This window comes from Frigoribacterium sp. Leaf186 (genome assembly GCF_001423905.1).
Taxonomy (GTDB): domain Bacteria; phylum Actinomycetota; class Actinomycetes; order Actinomycetales; family Microbacteriaceae; genus Frigoribacterium.
Genome location: NZ_LMPQ01000001.1, coordinates 1,125,370 through 1,149,328 on the forward strand (window position 1 = coordinate 1,125,370; position 23,959 = coordinate 1,149,328).

Annotated in this window: 17 protein-coding genes; 8 read left to right on the forward strand and 9 right to left on the reverse strand. The window is 72.6% G+C overall.

The window, feature by feature from the left end; all coding sequences use genetic code 11:
- Positions 1-145 precede the first annotated feature (145 nt).
- From ASG05_RS05155 to ASG05_RS05170, 4 genes are all read left to right on the forward strand, one after another.
- Entirely contained in the window at positions 146-1,108 is a 963-nt protein-coding gene (locus tag ASG05_RS05155) for an ABC transporter ATP-binding protein (RefSeq protein ID WP_056257998.1), read from the forward strand.
- Positions 1,105-1,983, forward strand: coding sequence for an ABC transporter permease subunit (locus ASG05_RS05160; RefSeq protein ID WP_056257999.1), 879 nt, complete (start codon positions 1,105-1,107; stop codon positions 1,981-1,983). Before ASG05_RS05155 ends, ASG05_RS05160 begins: the two co-directional genes overlap by 4 nt.
- A 128-nt stretch (positions 1,984-2,111) precedes the next feature.
- Complete coding sequence (locus ASG05_RS05165) at positions 2,112-3,644, forward strand: MDR family MFS transporter (protein ID WP_082486464.1); 1,533 nt, start codon at positions 2,112-2,114, stop codon at positions 3,642-3,644.
- A 672-nt stretch (positions 3,645-4,316) separates the two neighbouring features.
- Positions 4,317-5,786, forward strand: coding sequence for an MFS transporter (locus ASG05_RS05170; RefSeq protein ID WP_056258002.1), 1,470 nt, complete (start codon positions 4,317-4,319; stop codon positions 5,784-5,786).
- 64 nt (positions 5,787-5,850) lie between these two features.
- Here ASG05_RS05170 and ASG05_RS05175 read toward each other — a convergent pair whose 3' ends face one another.
- Positions 5,851-6,816, reverse strand: coding sequence for a hypothetical protein (locus ASG05_RS05175; RefSeq protein ID WP_056258005.1), 966 nt, complete (start codon positions 6,814-6,816; stop codon positions 5,851-5,853).
- A gap of 299 nt (positions 6,817-7,115) precedes the next feature.
- A complete protein-coding gene (locus ASG05_RS05180; RefSeq protein ID WP_056258008.1) occupies positions 7,116-7,889 on the reverse strand; it encodes an NAD(P)H-hydrate epimerase in 774 nt (257 codons plus the stop codon).
- A gap of 573 nt (positions 7,890-8,462) precedes the next feature.
- Between ASG05_RS05180 and ASG05_RS05185 the strand changes: the two genes are divergently transcribed.
- Together ASG05_RS05185 and ASG05_RS05190 are read left to right on the forward strand one after the other, a co-directional pair.
- Positions 8,463-9,260, forward strand: coding sequence for an alpha/beta fold hydrolase (locus ASG05_RS05185; RefSeq protein WP_056258010.1), 798 nt, complete (start codon positions 8,463-8,465; stop codon positions 9,258-9,260).
- Positions 9,261-9,480: 220 nt separating this feature from the next.
- The gene (locus ASG05_RS05190; protein ID WP_056258013.1) at positions 9,481-11,001 is read left to right on the forward strand and encodes an FAD-dependent oxidoreductase; all 1,521 of its coding nucleotides are present in this window, start codon (positions 9,481-9,483) and stop codon (positions 10,999-11,001) included.
- Here ASG05_RS05190 and ASG05_RS05195 read toward each other — a convergent pair.
- Both ASG05_RS05195 and ASG05_RS05200 read right to left on the reverse strand, forming a co-directional pair.
- Positions 10,932-11,726: a Pr6Pr family membrane protein gene (locus ASG05_RS05195; RefSeq protein WP_056258016.1), complete on the reverse strand. Its 795-nt coding sequence runs from the start codon at positions 11,724-11,726 to the stop codon at positions 10,932-10,934. The two genes, ASG05_RS05190 and ASG05_RS05195, sit on opposite strands and share 70 nt — an antisense overlap.
- Before the next feature lie 174 nt (positions 11,727-11,900).
- Positions 11,901-12,740 carry an aldo/keto reductase gene (locus tag ASG05_RS05200; RefSeq protein ID WP_056258018.1) on the reverse strand — a complete coding sequence of 280 codons (840 nt, stop codon included), beginning with the start codon at positions 12,738-12,740 and terminating at the stop codon, positions 11,901-11,903.
- A 332-nt stretch (positions 12,741-13,072) separates the two neighbouring features.
- Here ASG05_RS05200 and ASG05_RS05205 point away from each other — a divergent pair, with 332 nt between their 5' ends.
- On the forward strand, positions 13,073-13,351 hold the full coding sequence (locus ASG05_RS05205) for a hypothetical protein (protein ID WP_056258020.1): 279 nt from the start codon (positions 13,073-13,075) through the stop codon (positions 13,349-13,351).
- Between the two features lie 190 nt (positions 13,352-13,541).
- On the opposite strand, the gene ASG05_RS05210 is transcribed toward ASG05_RS05205, so the two are convergent.
- The 4 genes from ASG05_RS05210 to ASG05_RS05225 form a co-directional block, all read right to left on the reverse strand.
- Positions 13,542-14,210: an endonuclease/exonuclease/phosphatase family protein gene (locus tag ASG05_RS05210; protein WP_056258024.1), complete on the reverse strand. Its 669-nt coding sequence runs from the start codon at positions 14,208-14,210 to the stop codon at positions 13,542-13,544.
- A gap of 135 nt (positions 14,211-14,345) precedes the next feature.
- On the reverse strand, positions 14,346-16,040 hold the full coding sequence (locus ASG05_RS05215; protein WP_056258026.1) for an Ig-like domain-containing protein: 1,695 nt from the start codon (positions 16,038-16,040) through the stop codon (positions 14,346-14,348).
- A gap of 630 nt (positions 16,041-16,670) precedes the next feature.
- Positions 16,671-19,853: a S8 family peptidase gene (locus ASG05_RS05220; RefSeq protein ID WP_056258027.1), complete on the reverse strand. Its 3,183-nt coding sequence runs from the start codon at positions 19,851-19,853 to the stop codon at positions 16,671-16,673.
- 250 nt (positions 19,854-20,103) lie between these two features.
- Positions 20,104-21,231, reverse strand: coding sequence for a helix-turn-helix transcriptional regulator (locus ASG05_RS05225; protein ID WP_157490055.1), 1,128 nt, complete (start codon positions 21,229-21,231; stop codon positions 20,104-20,106).
- Positions 21,232-21,301: 70 nt separating this feature from the next.
- On the opposite strand from ASG05_RS05225, the gene ASG05_RS05230 reads away from it, so the two are divergent.
- Complete coding sequence (locus ASG05_RS05230; RefSeq protein ID WP_056258032.1) at positions 21,302-22,744, forward strand: mannosyltransferase family protein; 1,443 nt, start codon at positions 21,302-21,304, stop codon at positions 22,742-22,744.
- Between the two features lie 140 nt (positions 22,745-22,884).
- On the opposite strand, the gene ASG05_RS05235 is transcribed toward ASG05_RS05230, so the two are convergent.
- Positions 22,885-23,898 carry an LLM class flavin-dependent oxidoreductase gene (locus ASG05_RS05235; RefSeq protein ID WP_056258035.1) on the reverse strand — a complete coding sequence of 338 codons (1,014 nt, stop codon included), beginning with the start codon at positions 23,896-23,898 and terminating at the stop codon, positions 22,885-22,887.
- Positions 23,899-23,959: the final 61 nt, after the last annotated feature.

Here is a 23,959-nt window from a genome sequence, read left to right on the forward strand (position 1 = left end):
TCGACCCCGGGGCGAGGCGTCCGCCGAGCGGACCATGCCGTCATCCGCAGGTCTCGGCCGGGCGGGGGATGCCTCCGGGCAGGCCACGCCCCTAGCCTGGGGCGATGCGGACACCCCTCAGCATGCCGACGACAGGACGCACGCGATGATCGAAGCCCGGAACCTCACCAAGATCTACGGAGACAAGCGCGCACTCGACGACGCCACGTTCACGGTCCGACCCGGCCTGGTGACCGGGTTCCTCGGCCCGAACGGCGCCGGCAAGTCGACCACCATGCGCATGATCGTCGGCCTCGACCGCCCCACGAGCGGCAGCGTCACCGTCAACGGCAAGCACTTCGCCGACCACGCGGCACCGCTGCACGAGGTGGGCGTCCTGCTCGACGCCAAGGCCGTCCACACGGGGCGCAGCGCGCACGACCACCTGCTGGCCATGGGCGCCACGCACGGCATCGGCAAGAAGCGCGTGGCCGAGGTGATCGCCCTGACCGGCCTCGAGTCGGTGGCGAAGAAGCGGGTCGGCGGCTTCTCGCTCGGCATGGGGCAACGCCTGGGCATCGCCGCCGCGCTGCTCGGCGACCCGGCGACCGTGATCCTCGACGAGCCCGTCAACGGCCTCGACCCCGAGGGCGTCGTCTGGGTGCGCACCCTCGCCCGCTTCCTCGCGAGCGAGGGCCGGACGGTCTTCCTCTCGTCGCACCTCATGAGCGAGATGGCGCAGACCGCCGACCACCTGATCGTGCTCGGGCGGGGCAAGGTGCTCGCCGACTCCCCCGTCGCGGACGTCATCTCGCAGGCCTCGGGCGACGCGGTCCGCGTGCGCAGCCCGCACGCCGACCACCTCGTCTCGCTGCTGCGGGGCCCCGACGTCGCCGTGACGGCCGTCGAGCCCGGCGTGGTCGAGCTGCGGGGCGTCACCGCCGAGCGGGTCGGCGACGTCGCCGCCTCGTCCGGCGTCGTGCTGCACGAGCTCACCCCCCTCGTCCGCTCCCTCGAGGACGCGTACATGACCCTCACCCAAGACTCCGTCGAATACCACGCAGGAGGCGCGGCCGCAGGCAGCCACGTCGCCCCCGACGCGCAGACCCCCCAGGGAGCGACCCGATGACCGCCACGACACCCACGCGGCACCGCGACCGGCCGGCACAGCCGACCTCGAAGCTCAGCTTCGGCGGCGTGCTGCGCAGCGAATGGATCAAGCTCCGCACCCTTCGGTCGACGTGGTGGTGCCTGGCCGTCATGGTCGTCGTCATCGTCGCGTTCGGCGCCCTGTTCTCGACCAGCGCCGGCTTCTTCGCCCTCGACGGCGCGACGCGCGAGCAGCAGCAGGCCGTGGTGGCGCAGTCGGTCACCGTCGGCGTCGTCTTCGGTCAACTGGTCGCCTCGATCCTCGGGGCCCTCGTGATCACCGGCGAGTTCGGCACCGGCATGATCCGGTCGACGTTCACGGCCGTGCCCCGCCGCGGTGCCGCCCTCGTCGCGAAGCTGATCGTCGTCGCCGTCACGCTCTTCGTCGTGTCGCTCGTCGGGCTCGTGGTGTCTCTGCTCGTGAACAGTGCGATCCTGCCGGCGCACGACATCTCGGTCGACTTCGCGGACGCCGCGCTCTGGAAGACCGTCCTGGGCGCCGCCGTCTCGATCGCGGCCATCGGCATGATGGCGCTCGCCCTCGGCGCGATCATCCGGAACGGCGCCGGTGCCATCGCGTCGGCGGTCGGCATCGTGTTCGTCCTGCCGATCGTGGTGCAACTCTTCATGGCGGCCAACGACTCGGTCTGGCTCTACAACCTGAACGAGATCATCCCGCCGAACGCCAGCGCCCGCCTCTACGACTACGTCGTCGACGGGCAGTCCGCGACGATGCTCCCCGTGCCCGAGGGTGCTTGGACGCTCGAGCCCTGGACGGCCCTGCTCGTCCTGGCCGCGTGGGTGGTCGTGCTCTTCGCCGCGGCCTTCGCGCTCGTGAAGCGACGCGACGTCTGACCGACCCGCACCGCACCTCCTCGGGGTGACGGCGAGGCGATCGTGACGGATCGGGAAGAACCGGACCGTCTCGTACGTTCAGCCGCACAGGCACACCCGCCGTCACCTCCGAGGAGCCCCACTTGAGCATCGACCCCTCTCCCCCGACGACCGTCGGCGACAGCCGCGCCGGAGACAGCCGCGCCGGCGACAACGCGGCGGCGGGCGCCACGTCGGCGGGCGCCGACGGCGACCAGGCCGCGACCGCCGCCCGCAACAAGCTCGTCATCGGGCTGCTGCTCGTCTCGGCCTTCGTCGTGATCCTCAACGAGACGATCATGGGCGTCGCGCTGCCGAGCCTGACGCGCGACCTCGGCATCACCGTCACGGCCGGCCAGTGGCTGACCACGGGCTTCATGCTCACCATGGCCGTGGTGATCCCGATCACGGGCTTCCTGCTGCAGCGCTTCAACACCCGGCCGGTGTTCATCACGGCCATGAGCCTGTTCAGCCTGGGCACGGCCATCTCGGCCGTCGCGCCGGGCTTCGGCGTGCTGCTGCTCGGCCGCGTCGTCCAGGCGTCGGGCACGGCCATCATGATGCCCCTGCTCATGACGACCGTCCTCACGCTGGTGCCGCCGGCGACCCGAGGCCGCACGATGGGCAACATCTCGATCGTCATCTCGGTCGCGCCGGCCATCGGTCCCACGATCTCGGGCGTCATCCTGAGCGTGCTCGAGTGGCGCTTCATGTTCATCCTCGTGCTGCCGATCGCCCTCGCCGCCCTCGCCCTCGGCGCCGCCCGCGTCAAGAACGTCACCACGCCGAAGAAGGTGCCGCTCGACGTCACCTCGGTGATCCTGTCGGCCTTCGCCTTCGGCGGCATCGTCTTCGGGCTCAGCTCGATCGGCGAAGGCGCCGAGGCCGCCGTCCCCGCCTGGGTGCCCCTGGCCGTCGGCGTCGTCGCCCTCGTCGCCTTCGTGCTGCGCCAGCGGGCGTTGCAGCGTCGCGACCGGGCGCTGCTCGACCTGCGGACCTTCCGTTCGCGCACCTTCACCATCTCGGCCTCGGTGCTCGGTGTCGGCATGATCGCGCTCTTCGGCACGCTGATCGTGCTGCCCATCTACCTCCAGAACGTGCACGGCCTCGACCCGCTCGCCACCGGCCTGCTGCTGCTGCCCGGCGGTCTCGTGCAGGGGCTGCTCTCGCCCGTCGTCGGCCGCCTGTTCGACCGGTACGGCCCGACCGTCCTGCTCGTGCCCGGCACGACGCTCGTCAGCGCGGTGCTCTGGTTCATGTCGACGGTGTCGGAGTCCACGCCGATCCCGATGGTGCTCGCGGCCCACGTCGCCCTGAGCATCGGCCTGGCGTTCATGTTCACGCCGCTGTTCACCTCGGGCCTCGGCTCGCTGCCCTCGAACCTCTACTCGCACGGCAGCGCGATCATCGGCACCGTCCAGCAGCTCGCCGGAGCCGCCGGCACCGCCGTGTTCGTCACCGTGATGACCCTCGCCGCCACCGCCGCCGCCAGCCAGTCGGGCGCCGGAGCCGCCGCGACCGGGGCGGGCGTGCGCGCGGCCTTCCTCGTCGGGGCGATCATCTCGGTGTTCGCCGTCGTCGGGTCGTTCTTCGTCCGGCGCCCGCCGGTCGTCGAGGGCGCCGAGCCGGTCGTCGCCCACTAGCGAGCCGCGCGCGGCCGCCCGTGCAGGCGTGCACGCGCCGGCGCGGTGCCGTTGCCGGTGCGGGCGCGGGCGCAGGTGCGGTGCCGGCGCCGGCGCGGATGCGACCTCTGGCGCCGGTGCCGGCGCGGGTGCGGTGCCGGCGCGGGTGCGGGCGCGACCTCCGGTGCCGGGGCGGATGCGGGTGCGACCTCCGGTGGCGGTGCCGGGCTCGTCACGTAGCGACGGCGACGACCCGCCCGGAGCCGGATCGCTGCCGCGCACCGCCGGCCGGCCGAAACCTGTCGGCAACTCCTGATTCATGCCGCGCGTCAGCTCGGGGTCGCCGTCTTCCAGGCCCATCTGCCACCGCGGGTCCTGCGTGCCCGACGCGCACGACCGCGCCGACGATCCGCCGGTGGGCAACCGCCTCCGAGGGCACCAGCGGGCCGGCCGGTCGCAAGCTGCGGGCAATTCCTGACCGGTGACGCTCCTCGCCTCGGTGCCGCTGATGTCCTCGCCCTAGCTTGGACAGCGATCCTGCGTTGCCGACGTGCGCCTCCTCTCCGCCGTCGATCCCTCGGCCCGGATCTCGTGGCGGACACGGCCGCCAGGCGCGAGTAGCGTCCGGGCACGTGCAGATCATGCACAGTTGCAGACCACGCACCCGTCGTCGCACCACCGGGAGGCCGACCCATGACCAGCACACCCGCCACCTCGTCCGGCGGCACCAGGAGCCTGGTACCCGCCCGCATGGATCGCCTGCCATGGACGAAGTTCCACTGGTCGATCGTCGTCGGCCTCGGATTCTCGTGGGTGCTCGACGGGCTCGAGATCCAGATCGTGGCCTCGGCCGGGTTCCAAGCCGACCTCGGGCTCACCGCCGCAGAAGTCGGTCTGCTCGGAACGATCTACCTCGTGGGCCAGGTGTTCGGCGCACTGATCTTCGGGCGCATGGCCGACAGCCTCGGTCGCAAGAAGTTGTTCATCCTGACGCTCGCGATCTACCTCGTGGCGAGCGCCATCGCCGGCCTGTCGCCCAACTTCGTCTTCTTGGCCGTGTTCCGGTTCTTCGCCGGTGCAGGCATCGGTGGCGAGTACGCCGCCATCAACTCGGCGATCGACGAACTCATCCCCTCGAAGTACCGCGGACGCGTCGACATCGCCATCAACGGAACGTACTGGGGTGGGGCAGCCCTCGGAGCGACCGCCAACATCTTCTTGCTGAACCCCGACCTCTTCGCCGAGAACGTCGGCTGGCGCATCGGGTTCTTCATCGGGCCGGTGCTCGGGCTCGCGATCATCTACCTGCGGCGGCACATCCCCGAGAGCCCTCGATGGCTGATGACCCACGGTCGCGAGAAGGAGGCGGAGGCGACGGTCGACGAGATCGAAGCTCGCGTCGAGCGCGACAAGGGCACCGACCACCTGTCACGGGTGTCGGACGACCAGGCGATCGAGGTGGTGGCCGCAGGACGGATCGGCTTCGGGACCATCGTTCGCACCCTGGTCCGTGACTATCCGAAACGCACCTTCGTCGGTGCGGCGATGATGATCACCCAGTCGTTCCTCTACAACGCGATCTTCTTCACCTACGCCCTCGTGCTCCAGAACTTCTACGGCACGAGTCCCAGCAGCACGCAATACTTCTTCTTGATCTTCGCCGTGGGCAACCTGCTCGGACCGCTCGTGCTCGGGCCACTGTTCGACAGCTGGGGTCGGCGTCAGATGATCTTCCTGACGTACGCCGTGTCGGCTGCCGTGTTGGCCGTGTCCGCCATCCTGTTCCAGGCCGACGTGTTGAACGCCGCGACCCAGACGGCCTTCTGGAGCGTCTCGTTCTTCTTCGCCTCGGCCGGGGCCTCGTCGGCGTATCTGACGGTCAGCGAGATCTTCCCACTAGAACTGCGCAGTCAGGTGATCGGGTACTTCTTCGCTCTCGGCCAGATCGTCGGGGCCGTCGCGCCCAGCCTGTACGGAGCACTCATCGGTGACGGCGGCGACCGAGGGCCGTTGACCGGTGGGTACTTCCTCGGCGCCGGGGTCATGCTGGTCGGCGGTGTCATCGCCCTCCTCTTCGGCGTCGATGCGGCACGCAAGTCACTGGAGACCATCACCACGCCCCTCTCGGTCGTGCCGCCGTCGAAGCAGTCCCCCCGGGGCTGACCCTCGACGTGCGATGGGCCGGAGGTCGGTCCTAGCCGTCTGGGCGCCTGCTTGCCAGGTCAGATCAGGACGTCGCCGTCTGTAGCCCGCGCCCGACACCCTGCGGAGGTACGGCGAGGCGCCAGCGTCTACGCCCCCGGGGCCCCAGCACCCGTGGCAGTGCGGCGTCGCCGATGCGAGATGTCGGCCTCGCACCACCCGCCATGTGGATCAGGGCCTCGACGGCGTCGACGGTCGCCTGCCACCTGTCCCGTACCATCTGCGCACTCGCACGGAAGGGCACCCGACCGCTCCGGGCGATGTCCGAATCCTTCGACCGGTCCTGCTCGAAGCGATCGGCGTGGTGGGCCCGCCCGTCGGTCTCGAGGCCGACGACCCCGTCGACCACCATGTCGATGATCTTGCTCGTTCCCTCGATGGGAACCTGACGCACCACGTGATGCCCGGCGCGACGGAGTCTCGTGCCGGCGGTGCTCTCGAGGATGCTCTCCGCGCCTCCTTCGCTCCAGGCCACGAGCCCGGCGGCGTCCGCTCGCAGGCGGGCCAGCACCTCGGCCGCGTCGTCGTCATCCGAGACGATGCCCGCCTCGCGCGCCCAGTCGACGAGCACGACGGCGTCCTCGAACGAGTCCGCCTCGACGACCGCCCTCGCCAGCGCGTCACGGGGGTCCACCGCCCACGTCGAGCCACGACCGCTCAGGTCGACGGAATCCCACACGACCCGCACGCCACGGCGGCGCCGCAGACGCGAAGCCGTCTCGGGCACCGACACCGTCAGGGGCGGCCGACGCCACGACCACGCCCCGAGCAGGTGGAGCGCCGACGCGCCAGTGAGCCGGCCGCCGACAGCCACCGCGACGTAGCGGGGGTCGTTCTTCGGCCACGTGGAGTACCACCCCCGTCGGGGCCTGCTGACGCTCTGCGACCGGACGGCGCCGGTGAGATGGCGGTCGGTGGCCCCGAGCGCGACCAGGTCGCGTTTGTGGAGCAGCCCCCCGGCGGACGTGACGAGCTCGGCGATCGTGGTCATGGGAAACGAGAGTGGCCGAGACCCAAACGACGCCAGGCCCGCGGCGAAGAGGGTGTGGATCACCTGGTCTCGTCCACCTTCGAGGAGGAGACGTCCGCGAGCCGATCGAGACGCCGACGCCGACGCCACGCCACGCCGCACCCGACGCGACGTGATCCCCCGTCGGCAACTCCCCTTCGGTGCACTGTCGCGTCCGTCGGCCCGTCGACCGGTGGGCCGATGTCGACTGCGGGCAGGAGTTGCCCCCGCCCGAGGGTAGGAGTCGGCCGGAACGGACGAGCGGGGTCAGGGGGCGGTGGTCACGGTGTGGAGAAAGCCGGCGGGAGCCGCGCCAGATCGACACCGATGCCGATGTCGACGAGCACGAGCCGCCCCGCCAGTCGCGAGGCCGGGGCGACGAGCAAACCCACCTTGTGCCCGCCGAACGTCACGGTGACGTCCGCAGCCAGCACGGCGAGCGGATCGGGCACGGTTCCGTCGTCCACCCCGATGCCGCTCGGCACGTCGACGGCGACCAACACGGGCGGAGCCCCAGCCGCACCGGCCCACGCACCGGCACCGGCGCCGGCACCAACACCAACACCGACACCGACACCGACACCGAGCATCGCCTGCACCACCCGCAGGGCCTCACCTCGTAGGCCCGGACCGTGCGATCCCGTCCCGACCAGCCCGTCGAGCACCACGTCGTACCCGGGCAGGCTCTCCGAGACCGCCGCTTCGTCGCACCAGCCCTCGACGTCGTCCAGGACGGCCCCGGCCTCGAGCGCCGCGGCCAACGCCTCCTCGTGGACGCGTGCGCCGGCGGGCACCACGGTCACCGCACCCCCGGCCGGCACGAGCTCGCGAGCGAGCGACTCCCCCGCGTAGAGGGCGTCCGCCCCGTTGTTTCCGCTGCCCACGAGCAGCAGCACCTTCGTGGTGCGACCACCCCGACGAACCGAGGAGGCGCGCAGCACCTCCCTGACGACGGTCGCCAACCCGTCGGCGGCGCGCTGCATCAGGGGTTCTCCCGCTTCGAGGTGTGGGCGCTCGGCCTCGCGGACCTGCGCGGCCGTCCATGCGTCGATCATGACCCGAGCCTGCTCCGCTCCGTCGCCAGCCGACCAGGCCTGCCTCGCCAGTCCGTCCGGCCGGGTCCGGACCCAGACCCTGCTCCGGCGCGCAACCTCGTGCGAGGTGCGAGGTGCGGGGTGCGGGGTCTGCCGAGGCCACGACAGGGTCGGCAAGTCCTCCGCCGTGACGCCGCCGGTGCCGAGGGCACGGGTCGCACGCGTCGCTCACGGCAGGGAGGAGGAGTTGCCGACCTTCCACGCTCACCGGGCGGGCAAGGTCGGGAAGTGCGAAGCGGGCAGGAGGGCAGGTCGGGCAGGGCGGACGGGCGAGCAAGGCGGACGGGCGGGTAGGGCGGACGGGCGGGTAGGGCGGACGGGCGAGCAAGCCCGGCGGACGGGGGCAAGGCAAGGCGGGGCGGGGCGGGGCGGACGGCGGGCGGAGCGGACGGCGGGCAGGGCAGGGCGGGCAGGGCGGAAGGGCAGGACCGGGCAGGTCAGGGCCGCGCGGGGCGAGCAGAAGGCGCAGAACGTGCGCAGCGAGCACTACGACCACAACCCTCGCCGACCGCCGGGCACTGCCAGACTGGCCGGATGCGTGCGAGCACCCCCAACCCCGTCGACGGCACCGAGATCGCCTACGAGGTCGACGGCGACGGTCCGCCCCTGGTGCTCGTGCACGGCTCGGGCCTGTCGCGGGGCACCTGGCGCGGCCTCGGCTACCTGCGCGACCTGCAGCGCGACTTCACGGTGGTCGCCCTCGACATGCGCGGGCACGGCAAGAGCGGCAAGCCCCACGACCCCGCGGCCTACGACATGGACCTCCACCGCGGCGACGTCGCGGCGGTCCTCGATGCCACCGGGCTCGACCCGGCGCACTACGTCGGCTACTCGTTCGGCGCCCGGATCGGCCTGTCCCTGGCCGCGAACGAGCCCGAGCGCCTCCGCACCCTGACCACGATCGGTGGCAGCTGGGCTCCGATGAACGGCAACATCGGTGCGACGTTCACGCCCGACTGGCACGACGCCCTGACGACCGGCGGCATGGCCCGCTTCGTCGACCGCTGGGGCGAGACGATCGGCCGCCCCATCGACCCCGAGACGCGTCTCGCCTTCATGCAAGACGACCCCGCCGCCCTGGCCGCCTTCTTCACCGCCGCCGAGACGGGTGGCGGCCTGACCGTGGCGCAACTCGACTCGGTCGAGGTCCCGACCCTGCTGCTCGCCGGCACGCGCGACGTCGACCGGCACCGCGAGTCGCAAGAGGCCGCGCGTCGCATGCCCGCCGCCGTCTTCTACTCGCTCGTCGGCCAGGACCACGCGTCGTCGCTCCTGCCCGTCGACCAGGTGACCGACCTCCTGCGCACGTTCCTCGAGACCGTCGACGCCTGACGCCCGCCGACGCGACCAGGAGGCGCGGCGAGCGACCGCGGGAGCCACCAGGAGGCGCGACGAGCGACCACGGGAACCATCGGCGGACGCGACGGTCGGCCCCGCGAGGCCCCGGGAGGCGCGGCCCGCGACCGCAGGACGCCGCGGCTCCGCGGCGCGCGACCCCGGCACCGGCCAGGCGCGAGCGGACCCCCGCCCCGGCTGCGAGAATGGGCGCACCATGGGCATCAGTCGGCGAGCGTTCTTGACGGGTTCGGTCTCGGGGGCCGCGGTCCTCGTGCTGTCCGCGTGCACGACGGACGCGCCCGCGCCGACCGGCAGCGCCACGCCGACCGGCAGCGCGCCGACCCCGACGCCGACCCCGTCCGCCGCCCCGACGGGCACGGTGGCCCCCGCGGCCTTCCGTCGCAGTTCGTGGAGCGACGACCCCTACGCGCTCGGCGCCACGAGCCATCTGACGCCCGGCACGACCGACGCCGACCGCCGTCTGCTCGGCACCCCGATCGACGACCGGCTCTTCTTCGCCGGTGAGGCCGTGGCCGCGTCGATGGGCGGCACGGTCTACGGGGCCCGCCAGTCGGGCTACGACGTCGCGGCCCAGGTCGCCGAGGTCGCCGCGACCGACGAGCGCATCGCCGTCATCGGCGCCGGCATCGCCGGGGCGACGGCCGCGCGCTCCCTGGTCGAGCGGGGCTACGACGTCGTCGTCGTCGAAGCCAGGGGTCGGGTCGGCGGTCGGGTGCACAGCGTCCACGACGACGACTGGCCCTACCCGCTCGAGCTCGGCGTCGGTCTGCTCGAGGGTTCCGGCGCGGTCGCCCTCGAGGCCGCCCTCGCGCTGGCCCGGGTCCGCACCCGCCCCCTCGACGACACCCTCGAGGTCCGCACCTCCGACGGCACCGTCGACTCGCTCGGCGACGCCGCCGACCGGCTCGACCGGGCGGCGTCGTGGGCGTCCGCGCGGGCCGGGTCGAGCGATGCCGACGTCGGCACCAGCGTCACGGACGCCCTCGCGGGGTCCGGTGCCGACCAGGTCTCGACCTCTCCGGGCCCCGACGGCGTCTCGGACGCCGACCGGCTCGCCCTCGTGCTCGACGACCTGCTGCCCGCCCGCTGGGGTGCCGCAGCCGACGACCTCTCGGCCGCCGTCCTCGGCGACGACCCCTCGGCCGACCTGCTGCCCACGGGCGCGACCCTCGTCACAAGCGGCCTGTCCGGCTTCGTGGCGGGTCTGCTCGACGGGCTCGACGTGCTCCGCGACAGCAACGTCGTGCGGCTGCAGTACGGCGACCAGGGCGTGGGGCTGCGCTTCGCGACGGGCGAGTCGCTCTCGGTCGACCGCGCCGTGTCGACCATCCCGCTCGGCGTGCTCAAGTCCGGCGTCCCCGAGTTCTCCCCCGAGCTGCCCTCGACCCACGCCGACGCGATCGAGGCCCTCGGCGTCGGCACCCGCGAGGTGCTCTGGCTGCGCTTCGACGAGGCCTTCTGGTCGACGCAGGCGACCGTCTGGGCCGTGCTCGACGACGACGCGCCCTTCCGGCTGTTCGTCAACCTCATGCCGGCCACGGGCGCCCCGGTGCTCCTCGCCCTGACGGGTGGCGAGGCCGCGTCCGCGGTCGCCGACCTCGACGACGACGACGCCGTGGCGGCCGCGATGCAGAGCCTCGCGCCCTACCTCGACCTCGTGGCCGAGGGGTCGCCCGCGCCCACCGACGAGCCGTCGGCCGACCCGACCGCCTGACCCGCGCCTCCCGGACCCGCGCCTCCCCGACCCGCGGCTCCTCGTCCCGCGACCGCAGGAGGCGCGGTGCGCGTCGTCGACGACGGCCCACCGCCCAGCCGCCCCCTGGCGTGCGGCCGCACGTGACTCAGGGCGACGAGCGCGACGACCACCCCGACGATCGTCCCGAGGGCGATGCCGTTGTAGAGGACGAACTCGCCCGGCCAGGTCACCTGGGCCGGGTCGAGGAAGAAGTACGGGTACCAGCCGACGTCGGCCCCGCGGACGATCGTGTAGACCCCCCAGACCAGCGGGAACACCAGCACGACGGAGACGACGCGCCACCGGACCCGGGGACGGTCGGGCCCCAGCACCCAGTCCACGAGCACGAACGTCGGGATCACGAAGTGCAGCACCTGGCTCGACCAGGGCACCTCGATGCGGTAGTCGTGGCTCGCCGACTCGGCCACGATGATGCCGAACACGATGCCCGACACGATGACGTAGGTGCTGACCAGGGCGTGCACGGAGGCGAACCACCCGGGTTCCGGCCGACCGACGAGCAGCAGCACCCCGGCGGTCGCGAGCACGACCACGTTGGCCATGTTGCTCTGCTGCGTGAAGTAGCTGAAGTAGTTGATCGAGCTGAAGGTGCTGAACCCGAGGACGTAGACGAAGTCCGCGACCAGGGCGACGACGCCGACGGCGGCCACGAGCAGGCGTAGGACGCCGACGATCCGTCGCACCGTGTCACGCCCTCCGGGTCTGGTCGTGGTCTGGGGAGACGTCGATCGTACTAGCCCCCACCGACGGCCCCGACGCGACGAGGCCGGGCGAGCACGTCGTGGTGACGTGCCGGCCCGGCCTCGGTGTTCAGTGCTCGGTGCCGCCGTGACGCGGCACCGTCGCCGATCAGGGGATCAGCTGGGGATGTAGTTGAAATCGTCCGGGTTCGGGCCGGTGCGCTCGTCCTTGTTCAGGCCGGTGATCGCCGCGACGTCGGCGTCGGTCAGCTCGAAGTCGAACAGGTCGAAGTTCTCCTCGACGCGCGACCGCGTGACCGACTTCGGGAAGACGATGTCGCCCCGCTGGATGTGCCAGCGCAGCGTCACCTGGGCGGTCGTCTTGCCGACGCGCTCGGCGATCTCGGTGATCGTCTCGTCCTTCAGCACGCCGCCCTGGGCGATGGGTGACCAGGCCTCGGTGTGGATGCCCTTCGAGACGCCGAACTCGCGCAGGGCGTCCTGCGTCAGGTACGGGTGCACCTCGATCTGGTTGACGACCGGCACGACCGACCCCTCGTCGAGGATGCGCTCGAGGTGGGCCTGCTGAAAGTTCGAGACGCCGATGGACTTGGCGCGACCGCTGGCGTGGATCTCTTCCATGGCCTTCCAGGTCTCGACGTAGTCGACGTCGATGCCGGGCAGGGGCCAGTGGATGAGGAAGAGGTCGACGTAGTCCTGCTTCAGGGCGTCGAGCGTGCCGTCGAAGGCCTTCAACGCGTCGTCGCGCTTGTGGAAGCCGTTGTTGAGCTTCGAGGTGACGAAGATGTCGGCGCGGTCGATGCCGCTCTCGGCGATGGCCTCGCCGACGCCCGCCTCGTTGCCGTACATCTCGGCGGTGTCGATGTGGCGGTAGCCGACCTCGAAGGCCGTCAGCGTGGCGTCCTTCGTCTCGGCCGGGTCGACCTGGTAGACGCCGAACCCGAGCTGGGGGATCTGGATTCCGTTGTTCAGGGTGATGGTGGGGATCGTGGTCATGTGTAGAGCCAACCACCGACCACCGTCGAGCCTTCCGAGAAAGCCCTGGTGCACGTACCCCGGGCGTGTTACAGTCATGAGTCGCTTGGGCCTCTCTTCTCACAGAGTCCCCGTGCGTTGACGACCGAGTCCACACCGGTCCACCGCTCGAAAAGCCTCGCGAGACGACCTCGCCGGATGCGCACGACGACCACCGATCGTCGTTGCCCTACTTCTCCGGCCGCCGTCACCGCGGGCCCGACCACCGCCGCACGGCGGACCACGACCGCCCTTCCGGCGGGTCGTCCCACAGATTCTGTCGCAGCACAGAGCACACATCGAAATCGAGCATCATGAACGACATCATCAGCATCACCGGCACGGTCGCGACCGCGCCCACCCTGACCACCGCCCGTCTCGTCGAGTTCGTCGTCGTCGACGACCACGGCACCGAGTTCGCCGTCCGCGCCTGGCGCGACGACGTCACGGCCGCCGTCCGCCCCGGCGCGACGGTCACCGTCCACGGCGCCGCCGGCTGGGTCATCCCCGGCCGCAGCTGGCGTCACGAGCCGAGCCGCACCATCGTGCAGGCCTCGTCGGTCGAGACGCGCGAGCTCGCCCTCGCCGCCTAGGTCGCCCCCGCGCCCGAGGCGCGACGAGCCGAGGAGGCGCGGTGAGGCTGTCGGCCGCACCGCGCCTCCTGCGGTCCCCGCCCCCGACGACCACGGGCCCGGCCACCGAGAGGTGACCGGGCCCGTCGTCGTCCCCGCTGGCCGAAGGCCTGCTCGGGGCACGGGGTCAGAGACTCAGGGGCTCAGGGGGTCAGAGGCCCTGGGCGCGCACCAGGATCGGACGGTGGTCGCTGACGCCGGCGGGCAAGGTGACGACGTCCTCGATCTTGAGGTCGTAGCTCGTCGCGAAGTCGAAGTGGCCCTTGACGTACTTGTAGCCGAGGTAGGTCGGGGTCGAGCTGCGGGTGAGCACGAAGCCGTCGCGCTCGATGTGCTTCCGCAGGCCGCCGTGGAACCACGGGTAGTTGAAGTCGCCCACCATCAGCATCGGCACGCCCGGCGCGAGCGCGCGCATCAGGCGGTGGGCCGACTCGACCTGCTTCTTGCGCAGCGCGTTGGTGGCCGTGAGCGGGGCGGCGTGGAACGAGCCGATCAGGACGTCCCGCCCGCTCTGCCGGTCGGCCAGGTGCATGGCGAGCAGACGCTCGTGCGCCGGCGACATGACCCGGTCGTGCATCGACTTCTTGAGCGCGTAGACGTTCGTGCCCAGCAGCTCGAACCGCGTACGCCGGTAGTAGGCCGCGAGCCCCAGCCGGTTGTTCTGCGTCGACGCCGCGAGGGCGAAGTCGCCGAACTCGTCGGGGATGTCCTTCGTGTCGGCCTCTTGGAGGCACAGCACGTCGGCGTCGTTGTCCTCGGCCAGCGATCGGATCTCGCCCTTGGCGGTGTGCTCGCGCAGGTTGTAGCTGACGACGCGCATGGTGTGTCCGTTGTGTTCATCCACGAGTAGCGAACCTAGTCCACGAGTGTTTCGAGCATGTGCAGGTTGGACGAACGGGGGGTGCCGGGCGCCGCGGACGTCACGTCCGCCGCACCCGGCACCCCCGGTCGCGTGCTATGCGTCGCTGTTCGTGCGGTCGGTGCCGGCCGCCGTCACGGCGCGGGCCGCCCGACGACGGGTGCCGATGACGAGCGCGGCTCCGAGCAGGGTGAGCAGCGCGGCCAGGCCGACCGGGCCGGCCAGCTCGGCGCCGGTGAAGGCGAGACCGGTCGTGGTGCCCCGGGGCGTGGTCGCGACCGGGGTGGTCGGGCCCGCCGCGGGGACGGCGACGGCGGCCGGCGTCGTCGGCGAGGCCGACGGCGTGGTGGGCGTGCCCACGGCGGCGGGGACCCGGGCGAACCAGTCGTTCGAGGCCGTCACGGCCTGACCGGACTCGATGCCGCGCGCCGTGACGGTGCCGACGTCGTGGTGGTCGACGTCACCGGCCTGGACTCCGGCGAGGGCCGCGGTGCAGTCGAACGAGTCACCGACCGCGAACGGTCCGGCCCACGTCACGCCCGTCGCCGGGCCGCCGAGGGGCGAGAAGTCGCAGCTGAGACCGGTGACAGTGCCGTTGGCGACGACCGCGTCCGAGACGGTGACGCCGGCGAGCGCGTCGGCACCGGTGTTGGTCACCTGGTACGCGAGCGAGGCGGTGCCGTCGACGCCGAGTCGGACCGCGGTCTCGGCGGTGTCGGCCGCGTTGCCCGAGGCATCGTCCTTGGTGATGGTCACGGCGGACACGGGCACGTCACCGCTGCCCTGGCCGCCGGCCGAGGCCTGCGTCTTCGAGGCGCTGACCTGGCCGTCCTGTGTGACGCCGGCACGGACGGTCGAACCGGTCGCCACGTTGGTGAAGGTCTGCGGGGCGGTCGCGGTGCCGGTGGCTGCGGGCAGGCTGACGGCCACGGAGGTGCGGTACTGGGCGGTGCCGGCCTCGGCACCCCACGTCGCCGTGTAGCCGGCGGGCGTGCAGTCGAACGTGAGCGGGGTGACGACGACCGGGGCGGCGAGGGTGCCGTCGGCCTTGGTCCGGATCTCGGTGAACGCCGCGGTGTCGCAGTCGAAGGTCCATGCCTGGCCGGCGGGGACCGAGTCGCTGACGGAGGCCGAGTCGAACGGTCCGACGGGCGTGTTGACGCTCCAGACGAGGAAGTCCTCGGCCGTCACGCGGCCCTGGTCGGCGCCGGTGTAGGTGCCGAACTTCGTGACGACGTCCGACCCACGCAGCGTGCCCGTGGGGGTGACGACCGTGGTGAAGGTCGCGCCGTCGTTCGTGGTCGAGGTGAAGGGCGTGGGCTGACCCGACGGCGTGGTCGACGACTCGAAGTCGGAACGGACGAAGGCCGAACCCTTCGTGTTGAGGTGGTCCTCGGCGTAGGCCGTCATGGTGAAGGTGACGACGAAGGGCTCGGTCCGCTGGACCGTCGCCTCGGCTACGACCTGGTCGGTCGCAGGGTCGCGCAGGGCGAAGCCGGTGGGCAGGTTCTTGAGGTGGTCGCTGAGGGTCAACGTGAAGGTGTCGCCCTCCAGGGTGCCGTTGGGCACCTGCCACGCGATCTCGGTCGTCAGCTGCTGACCCTGACGGGGGTTGGTCGGCGAGACGGTCACGTCGGTGATGGCACCGCTGACCTCCTTGGCCTGGGCGGAGGTCGCCGGCCCGGTGAGGGCGGCGGTTCCGGCCAGTGCCAGCACGGCGAGCAGGGCGGCGGACAGGCGCAGGGCCCTCCGCCCGCGACGGGGAGTCCCCGCGAGGGTGAGCGAGTGCATGGTGGTGCCTTTTTCGGGTAGAGCGGACGCGCGCCTCGACCTGTTCGCCCGGTGCCGTGTTCGGGTACGGCGCCGGGGTCGGGTGAACAGGGATCGTCACGTCTCGGGTGCCCCCAAACTAGGGCCGCGTTGCTGACAAAGTCCACCGTTCGGGGGACAGATCACCCGGATGGGCGAACGGGCGACGCCGGAGGTCCCCCGATCCACCCACTTCGGGGGACGGATGCGCGGGCTCGACGACCCGTGGTGACGGCAACTCCTGCCGCCTGCGCCGCGCCGCACGAGGAAGCGGGCGACACGGGCGGCCCCGCGGCAGGCGCCAGGAGTTGCCACCCGGCGGAGCGCTGTGGGGCAGGGCGGGGGCGGGCCGGGGCCGCGAGTGCGAGCCGGTGCCGGCCGAGCCGGGAGGGGGCGGCAACTCCTGCTCCCCGCGCCCGCCGGGGCCCCGATGCCGGGCGGCACCGCGCGGGCACGGCACCAGCCAGGAGTTGCCGCCGGGGGCGGGGCGGGGCGGGCGGGCAGGCGGGCGGGGCGGACGCACGAGGAGGCGGTGGCCACCTCCCGAGGGAAGGTGACCACCGCCTCCTGGCCGTCAGGCCGTCAGGCCGTCAGGCCGTCAGGCCGGGCCTGCTACCAGCGCCACGGGAACCACCCGTGGAACAGGTCGCCGAGGGCGTTCCAGATCCACTGGAGGACGTCGCCGAGGCTCCAGCCGCCACCGGGGTTGCCGGGCTGGCCCGGGCCGGGGCCCGGATCGGTGGGCACCTCGGGCTCCTCGCCCGAGGCGACCGTGAGGTAGGTCACCTGCCCGGTGTCGCCGTAGACGACGCGGCCGAGGTAGGTCTGCTCGTAGGCCAGGTCGCTCCACGACGCGGTGAGCGTCGCGGTCTCGCCGAGTCCGGCCGAGAGCGTCGCCGGGTCGACCGTGAGGCCTCCGACGGCCGTCGCCGGGTCGAGCAGGTACGACGTGAGCGTGTAGTCCAGCGCGCCCGACCCCGAGTAGAAGTCGACGAGCAACACGTAGTCGCCGGCCGCGGGGGCGTCGAGGTCGATCTGCTCGTCCGCCGACCCCGTCGCCGAGGCGGCGGCGAGCTGGTCGGGCGCACCGTCGGCGTCGGCCGTGTACAGCAGCAGGTCGAGGTCGGCGGTGTCGTCGGCGCTGTCGAGCACGAAGCGCGCGTGGGTGGTGCCCTCGGCGATCGTGATCGGCGTCTCGGCGGCGGCGGCTCCGGCCGTGCCCGAGCCGGTCGTCACCTGACCGGCGACGAGCCCCTCGGTGGTCAGCGGCAGCTCGAGGGCGTCGCCCGCGGTGACGTCGAACGCGGCCTCGCCGGTGGAGCCCTCGCCGGCCACCTCGGCCGGTGCCTGCAGGCGGACGGGTCGGACCGCCAGCGGGCTGCGGACGTCGTGCTCGCCGTCGCTCCAGGTCAGGTAGCCCGTGGCGAACTCGTCGAGCGCGGCCGTGGTGCGGGTGAAGGTGACCGTGTAGTCCTGCGTCTCACCGGCGGCGTCGAACGTCAGGGTCGAGGGCTCGACGGTGGCCGTGACCCCGTCCATCTCGATCGGGGCGACCGTGTACGTGCCCGCCTCGGTCGAGGTGACGCTGCGGGTGACCTGGGCGGTGCCGGCCAACGAGCCGACGCTGATCGAGGGCAGGTTGAGCGACGAGTCGGTGCCCTCGACGGTGTCGATCGAGTCGACGTAGGCCTGCCAGTCGGCGGGGCCGTTCTCGTAGACGAGGCCGGGGTCGAGGTACGCGGTCGGGTCGACGTGGCCGGCTCCCTGGGCGAAGACGTCCTGGCTGGGAGCGCCGTCCTCGCCGACCAGGTCGTAGGCGGTCGTCATCATGGCCGACTTGACCTCGTCGGGGGTCCAGTCCGGGTGGACGCCCTTCGACAGGTAGAGCGCTGCGAGGCCCGCGATGTGCGGTGACGACATCGACGTGCCCGAGAGGAACTCGTACGTGCCGGGCTCGCCCTGGGCGTTGGCACCGTCGGCGAGGATGGCCACGCCGGGTGCCGAGATGTCGGGCTTCAGCAGGTTGCCGCCGTCGGCGGTCACCGGACCACGCGACGAGAAGCCGGCGATCTGCGGGGTGGCGGGCTCGGGCAACGCGCCCGGGTTGCCGTCGAGCAGCGTGACGGTCGCGCCCTCGGTGTCGGCGTACGCGTGGATGGCGGCGTAGTCGTCGGCGTTGAGGTGGACGGTGGGCACGGCGTGCTCGTCGAGGTCGACCGAGCTGCTCGTCGGGTTGACGAGCACCATGCCGATGCCGCCGGCCCGCTCGACCTCGGCCGACTTGGCCGTGCGGTCGTAGACGCCGCGGTCGCAGAGCACGATGGTGCCGGCCGCCTTCGCAGGGTCGAGCGTGTCGGGCGCGCAGAGCGTGACGGCGGTTGCGTCGGCTCCGGCCGCGGCGACCGCGGTCGACGAGACGAAGTCGCCCGAGAGGCCGTCCTCACCCGTCGGCACGGTGATCGAGCCGCCGAGGTAGTTCGTGCCGTCGGCGGTCTGCACCGTCGCGCCGTAGCTGGGGATGGTCGACGCGGCGACGGTGGTGATCCACGGCGCGGCGTTGTCGGCCGTGGTGGGGGTCGGGCCGTCGTTGCCGGCCGAGGCCGCGACGAAGACGCCGGCCGAGGCCGCGCCGAGGAACGCCTGGTCGGTGGCCGAGTAGGTGCTCGTCGCCCCGCCGCCGCCGATCGAGTAGTTGATGACGTCGACGCCGTCGGTGACCGCGGCCTCGATGGCGGCGATCAGGTCGAGCGTGGCGCAGCCGTCGTCGTCGGTGGCGACGCGGTCGGGGCCGTCCCAGCAGACCTTGTACGCGGCGATCTTGGCGGCCGGGGCGACGCCCGACACGGTGCCGAACGAGCGGTCGCCGATGGTCGCCTCGACGTCGGCGTTGCCGGCGGCGGTGGAGGCGGTGTGCGATCCGTGGCCGTTGCCGTCACGGGGCGAGAGGTACTCGCCCTGCTCCTCGGTGCCGATGTTGCCGACCCCGAAGCCGTCGACGAAGTAGCGGGCGCCGATCAGCTTGGTGTTGCAGTCGCTCGCGTCGAACTGGACGCCGGTCTGGCACACGCCGGTGAAGGTGCCGCCGTCGCCCTTGGCGAAGACGGTCGCGTCACCTTCGAGGTGCGGTTCGGCGTCGCTCGCCGACCCCAGCGGGTCACCGGCGAACGAGGCGTTGCCCGCCGCGATGCCCGAGTCGATGATGCCGACGACGACTCCGTCGCCCGCCTTGTCACGACCCCCGACGGCGTCCCAGACGCCGCCGTTCCCCTCGGCGTCGCCCAGCCCGAGGAACTCGGTCGAGGGCGTGGCCTGCAGCTTCAGCAGTTCGTTCTTCGAGACGGCGGCGACCGCCGGGTCGCTCGCGAGCTTCGCGGCCTGGGCGGCCGTGAGGTCGGCCGAGAAGGCGTTCGTCGTGATGGCGTAGCTCGCCTCGACCGTGGCTCCGGCGGCGGCGGCGACGTCCTGCTGGACGCCCTCGAGGTGCTCGGCGTAGTCCTGCACGGGCGCGCTCTGCGCGTCGAGGTGGCTGCCCTGGGGCACGGCCGTGCGTGCGAGCCCGGCCTTGCCGCCCTCGTAGGTCGCGGCGGCCGGTTCGCGCAGCGTGACGATGTACTTGCCGTCGGCGAACTGGCTGTCGCCCACGACGGCGGGGCCGTCGGCGGCGAAGGAGGCGGTGGCCGGCACCGCGACGAGGCCCGCGGCGACGACGCCGGTGGCCAGGATCGCGGCGAAGCCGCCGCGGAGGCGGGTGCGAGGGGGTGCGGTCGGCCTGCGTCGGCCGGATGGTGTGATCACGGATCGCCTTTCGATGCACGCCGCTCGGAGCGTGCTGTCGGGGGTGCGCCGCGGCCTCGGGCCACGGTCGATCCATAAGAACTACCTGTGAATGTGCGTGACCCTCTAGTGGGGGCCATGGCCGAAACCGGCCAGTGACCTCCATCGGCCAGAGAGTTCACACGAGGAGGCGCGGGCGGGGCACCGAGGCCGTCCTCCCTTGGGGGGACTCACGCCCGCACACCGGTCCGACCGTGGCCGCCCGGCCGACTCAGACCCAGCCGCGTCGGGCGGCCTCGACCCCGGCGTGGAACCGGTTGCTCGCGCCGAGCTCGTCGAACAGGGCGTGCAGCCGCCGCCGCAGGGTGCGGGACGAGATGCCGAGCTGCGCCGCGATGACGTCGTCGGTGGCCCCGGCGGCCACGAGGGCGAGCAGGTCGCGCTCGGCGGGGGTGGGTGGTCGGGACGCGAGTCGCGCCTCCTCGTCCCGCGTCGTCGTCGCACCGCCCGCGGAGGACGCCGTCGGCACCGGCCAGCCGGCCGAGGCCGACGTCGAGGCCGCGAGTCGGGCCGCCACCTCGGCCCAGTCGACCGCGGGCTCACCCGCGCCGGGGGCGCCGGGCACGGGAAGCGCGCTGCGCCACCGCGCCTCGAACAGGTCGTAGAGCGCGGCCACGAGCGGCTCGGACTCGGTCACGAGGGCCTCGGGCCGTCCGGGGTCGTGGCCGATCGAGACGAGCGCCACCCGGCGGTCGGCGACGGCCAGCTTGACCGGCAGGTCGTGGGTGATGCGCGCCTCCTCGCCCTCGGCGCCGAGACGGTGCACCCCCTGCCAGCTGCCGTCGGCCGAGATGCTCGCGACCGTGTAGACCGCGCGCCAGCGCACCCCGCGCCCGAGGGCGACGCGCTGCGTGGACTCGTTCGAGGCCACCACGTAGGGCGGCCGGTCGAACGCGACGAAGTCGGTGGTGGCGCGGTGTTCGAGCTGCGAGTACCAGTCGCCCACGGCCGCCTGCCCGACGACGACGCGGGTCAGCTCGTCGGCGTCGTGCGGGCGACGCCCCTCGTCGAACAGCTCGCCCAGCTCGGGCACGGCGGCCCGCACCTCGACCAGCGCGTCGGCGCGCGCCGCGACCACGGCGGGCACCGCCACCCGGGGGTCGACCGCGCCGTACCCCCCTCCCCCGGCGGACCGCTGGACGAGCCCGAGCGAACGGAGGCGCTCCAGCGCGGCCAGCGCGGTCGCCTCGTCGAGGTGCACGGCCCGTGCCACGGCCCCGGCGGTCGGCGCGGCCGCCGACCCGCCCTCGTCCGCCGCTCCGGCTCCGGCCACGACGTGACGGTAGACCGCGACCGCGACGTCGTCGATCCCGAGGGCGGCGAAGGACGAAGGGGGCACGCGTTGATCTTGCCCCGTCCCAGCCGACTGTTGGTAGCGTCGTCCAGATGACCGGACACGGGGCGGGGCGGTGAGCCGCGAGACGATGGCGTCGCCGACCGCGACGACGCTGCGCCGACCCGCCTTCACGGTCGACCTGGCGGCCCGCCTCTCGGGCAGCTGGCGCAGCGTCTTGGTCGTCTACCTGGCGTCCCGCCTGTTCTCGACGAGCGTCCTCTTCGCCGTCTACGAGATCGCGAAGCTGGCCGGTGCGACCTTCATCACGCCCGGCAGCGACCGGAGCTTCCTGGACTTCACCTCGTCGTGGGACGCCGACCGCTACCGCACCATCGCCCTGCACGGCTACCCGTCGACGCTGCCGACCGACGCGACCGGCGAGGTGCTGCCGAACGAGTGGGCGTTCCTGCCGGTGTTCCCGTACCTCTGCCACCTGCTGATGGTGGCGACGGGCATGGACTTCACCGTCGCCGCCCCCCTGCTGGCGACCGTGTTCGGTGCCGCCGCGGCCGTCGTGCTCTACCGGCTGCTCGTCACGAAGGTCGGCCACCGCGGCGCCATCTGGGCCGTGCTGCTGTTCTGCTTCGGGCCGATGGCGTTCGTCATGTCGGTCGGGTACGCCGAGAGCCTCTTCCTGCTGCTGATGTTCGGCGGCCTGCTGGCCATGCAACGACGGCAGTACGCGCTCGTCGCGGCCGCCGGCATCGTCGCCTCGTTCGTGCGGCCCGGGGCGCTCGCGCTCGCGCTCGCGCTCGGCATCCACCTGATCGTGCGCTGGCACACCGAGCGTGAGCGACCCGCCGTCGCGTCCGCGCGGGGCGCACTCACGACCGACCAGCTCACGGTCGACGGCGGGTCGGCCACGCTCTCGAGCGACGACCTCTCGACCGACGACGCCGGGACGCGACGGATCGCCGGGGTCGGCACCGCGCCTCCTGCCGTCGTGACGGCCGCCCGACGCTCGGTGGGTCGCGCCTGGGGCGGGCTGCGCGAGTTCGTCGTGGGCGGCCGGCTGCCCGGCCGCGAGCTGACGACGATCGTCGTGGCGGGGCTGGCGATGGCGGCGGCCGGGCTCGCCTGGCCCGTCGTGGCGCACGTGGTCACCGGCCAGGCGGATGCCTACCTCGAGACCGAGATGGCCTGGTGGGTCGACTACGTCGGCCGGCCCGCGTTCGTGCCCTTGACGCCGTGGTTCCTGCTCGCCGGCCGCTGGCTCGGCATCGGGGGCATCGTGCTCGTGCTCGCCCTCGTCGGGTCGTTCACGTACTGGGTGACCCGCCGGTCGACCCAGCGCCTCGGCCACGAGGTCGTCGCCTTCGTGGCCGGGTTCTTCGGCTACCTCGTGGCGGTGTTCCTGCCGCAGCAGAGCCTGTTCCGACTGCTGATGCCGCTCAGCCCGTTGCTGGGCACGCCCGCGATCTCGTCGCGGCCGTGGCTGCGCCGCACCCTGTTGCTCGGCGGGGCCGCGCTGCAGCCGGTGGCCGTCGTCTTCGTCTTCCTGTTCACCGCGCCGTAGCGACCGCGGCGTCGCCGCCGGCTGTCACGACGAAGACACGGCCGAGAGGACAGGACACCGTCGCATTTCTCGGTGTCTCGTCCACTCGGCGGTGTCCGGCGGGCGGGGCGCCGCGCGTCTCGCTCGGAGGCGCCGGCGGGCTACGCGGCGGCGGGGGCCGGCTGCATCGCGTCGGCGAGAAGCGCGACCGACCGGAGGCGCGCCTCCAGCGACGAGGACGAGTGCGCGACGATCAGCTCGTCGGCCTGGGCGGTGCGGGCGAACTGCTCCATGTACTCACGGGCGTCGCCGGGCGTGCCGACGGCGGTGTAGGTCGTCATGGTCTGCACGTGCTGGCCCACCGGGGTGCGCAGCAGGTGGTCGAGCTCGTCGTCGCCGAACTCGCGCGTGGGGTCGATCTGGCCGCTCTGACGCAGCAGCATCAGCAGTCGCTGACGCTTCACCTGGGCGAACTGCACCTCGGCCTCGTCGGCGTCGTCGGTGACGATCGCGTTCACGGCGGCGAGCACGTAGGGCTCGCTCAGCTGTGCCGACGGCTGGAACTCGCGACGGTAGGCCGAGACGGCGTCGACCAGGTCGCCGGGGGCGAAGTGCGACGCGAAGGCGTAGGGCAGGCCGAGGGCAGCAGCGAGCTTGGCCCCGAAGAGGGACGAGCCGAGGATGTACAGCGGCACGTTCGTGCCGGCACCGGGGACGGCCTGGACGCCGGCGACGCGGGACTCGCCGGCCAGGAAGGCCTGCAGCTCGACGACGTCCTGCGGGAAGCGCTCGGACGACGACGGGTCGCGGCGCATGGCGCGGAAGGTGGCCTGGTCGCTGCCGGGGGCACGACCGAGGCCGAGGTCGATGCGACCCGGGTGCAGGGTCTCGAGGGTGCCGAACTGCTCGGCGATGGCGAGCGGCGAGTGGTTCGGCAGCATGACGCCGCCCGAGCCCAGTCGGATCGTCGAGGTCTGGCTGGCGATGTGCGCGATCAGCACCGAGGTCGCGCTCGAGGCGATGGACGCCATGTTGTGGTGCTCGGCGTACCAGACCCGCCGGTACCCGCTCGCCTCGGCCTGCTGCGCCAGGGCCACGGAGGCCGCGAAGCTCTCCCGCACGGTCTGACCGGGTGCGACGGGGGCGAGGTCGAGGATGGAGAGGGGGATGCTCATGCGGGGGTGAACAACGACGGGCGTCGTCGTATGCCCCGACACGGAAGACGAGTGGTCCCGG

Coding starts and splice junctions, on each gene's coding strand:
- ASG05_RS05170 (WP_056258002.1), top strand. CDS start 4,317: ATGACCAGCACACCCGCCACCTCGTCCGGCGGCACCAGGAGCCTGGTA.
- ASG05_RS05160 (WP_056257999.1), top strand. CDS start 1,105: ATGACCGCCACGACACCCACGCGGCACCGCGACCGGCCGGCACAGCCG.
- ASG05_RS05200 (WP_056258018.1), bottom strand. CDS start 12,740: ATGACCACGATCCCCACCATCACCCTGAACAACGGAATCCAGATCCCC.
- ASG05_RS05205 (WP_056258020.1), top strand. CDS start 13,073: ATGAACGACATCATCAGCATCACCGGCACGGTCGCGACCGCGCCCACC.
- ASG05_RS05175 (WP_056258005.1), bottom strand. CDS start 6,816: ATGACCACGATCGCCGAGCTCGTCACGTCCGCCGGGGGGCTGCTCCAC.
- ASG05_RS05180 (WP_056258008.1), bottom strand. CDS start 7,889: ATGATCGACGCATGGACGGCCGCGCAGGTCCGCGAGGCCGAGCGCCCA.
- ASG05_RS05235 (WP_056258035.1), bottom strand. CDS start 23,898: ATGAGCATCCCCCTCTCCATCCTCGACCTCGCCCCCGTCGCACCCGGT.
- ASG05_RS05190 (WP_056258013.1), top strand. CDS start 9,481: ATGGGCATCAGTCGGCGAGCGTTCTTGACGGGTTCGGTCTCGGGGGCC.
- ASG05_RS05155 (WP_056257998.1), top strand. CDS start 146: ATGATCGAAGCCCGGAACCTCACCAAGATCTACGGAGACAAGCGCGCA.
- ASG05_RS05185 (WP_056258010.1), top strand. CDS start 8,463: ATGCGTGCGAGCACCCCCAACCCCGTCGACGGCACCGAGATCGCCTAC.
- ASG05_RS05210 (WP_056258024.1), bottom strand. CDS start 14,210: ATGCGCGTCGTCAGCTACAACCTGCGCGAGCACACCGCCAAGGGCGAG.
- ASG05_RS05215 (WP_056258026.1), bottom strand. CDS start 16,040: ATGCACTCGCTCACCCTCGCGGGGACTCCCCGTCGCGGGCGGAGGGCC.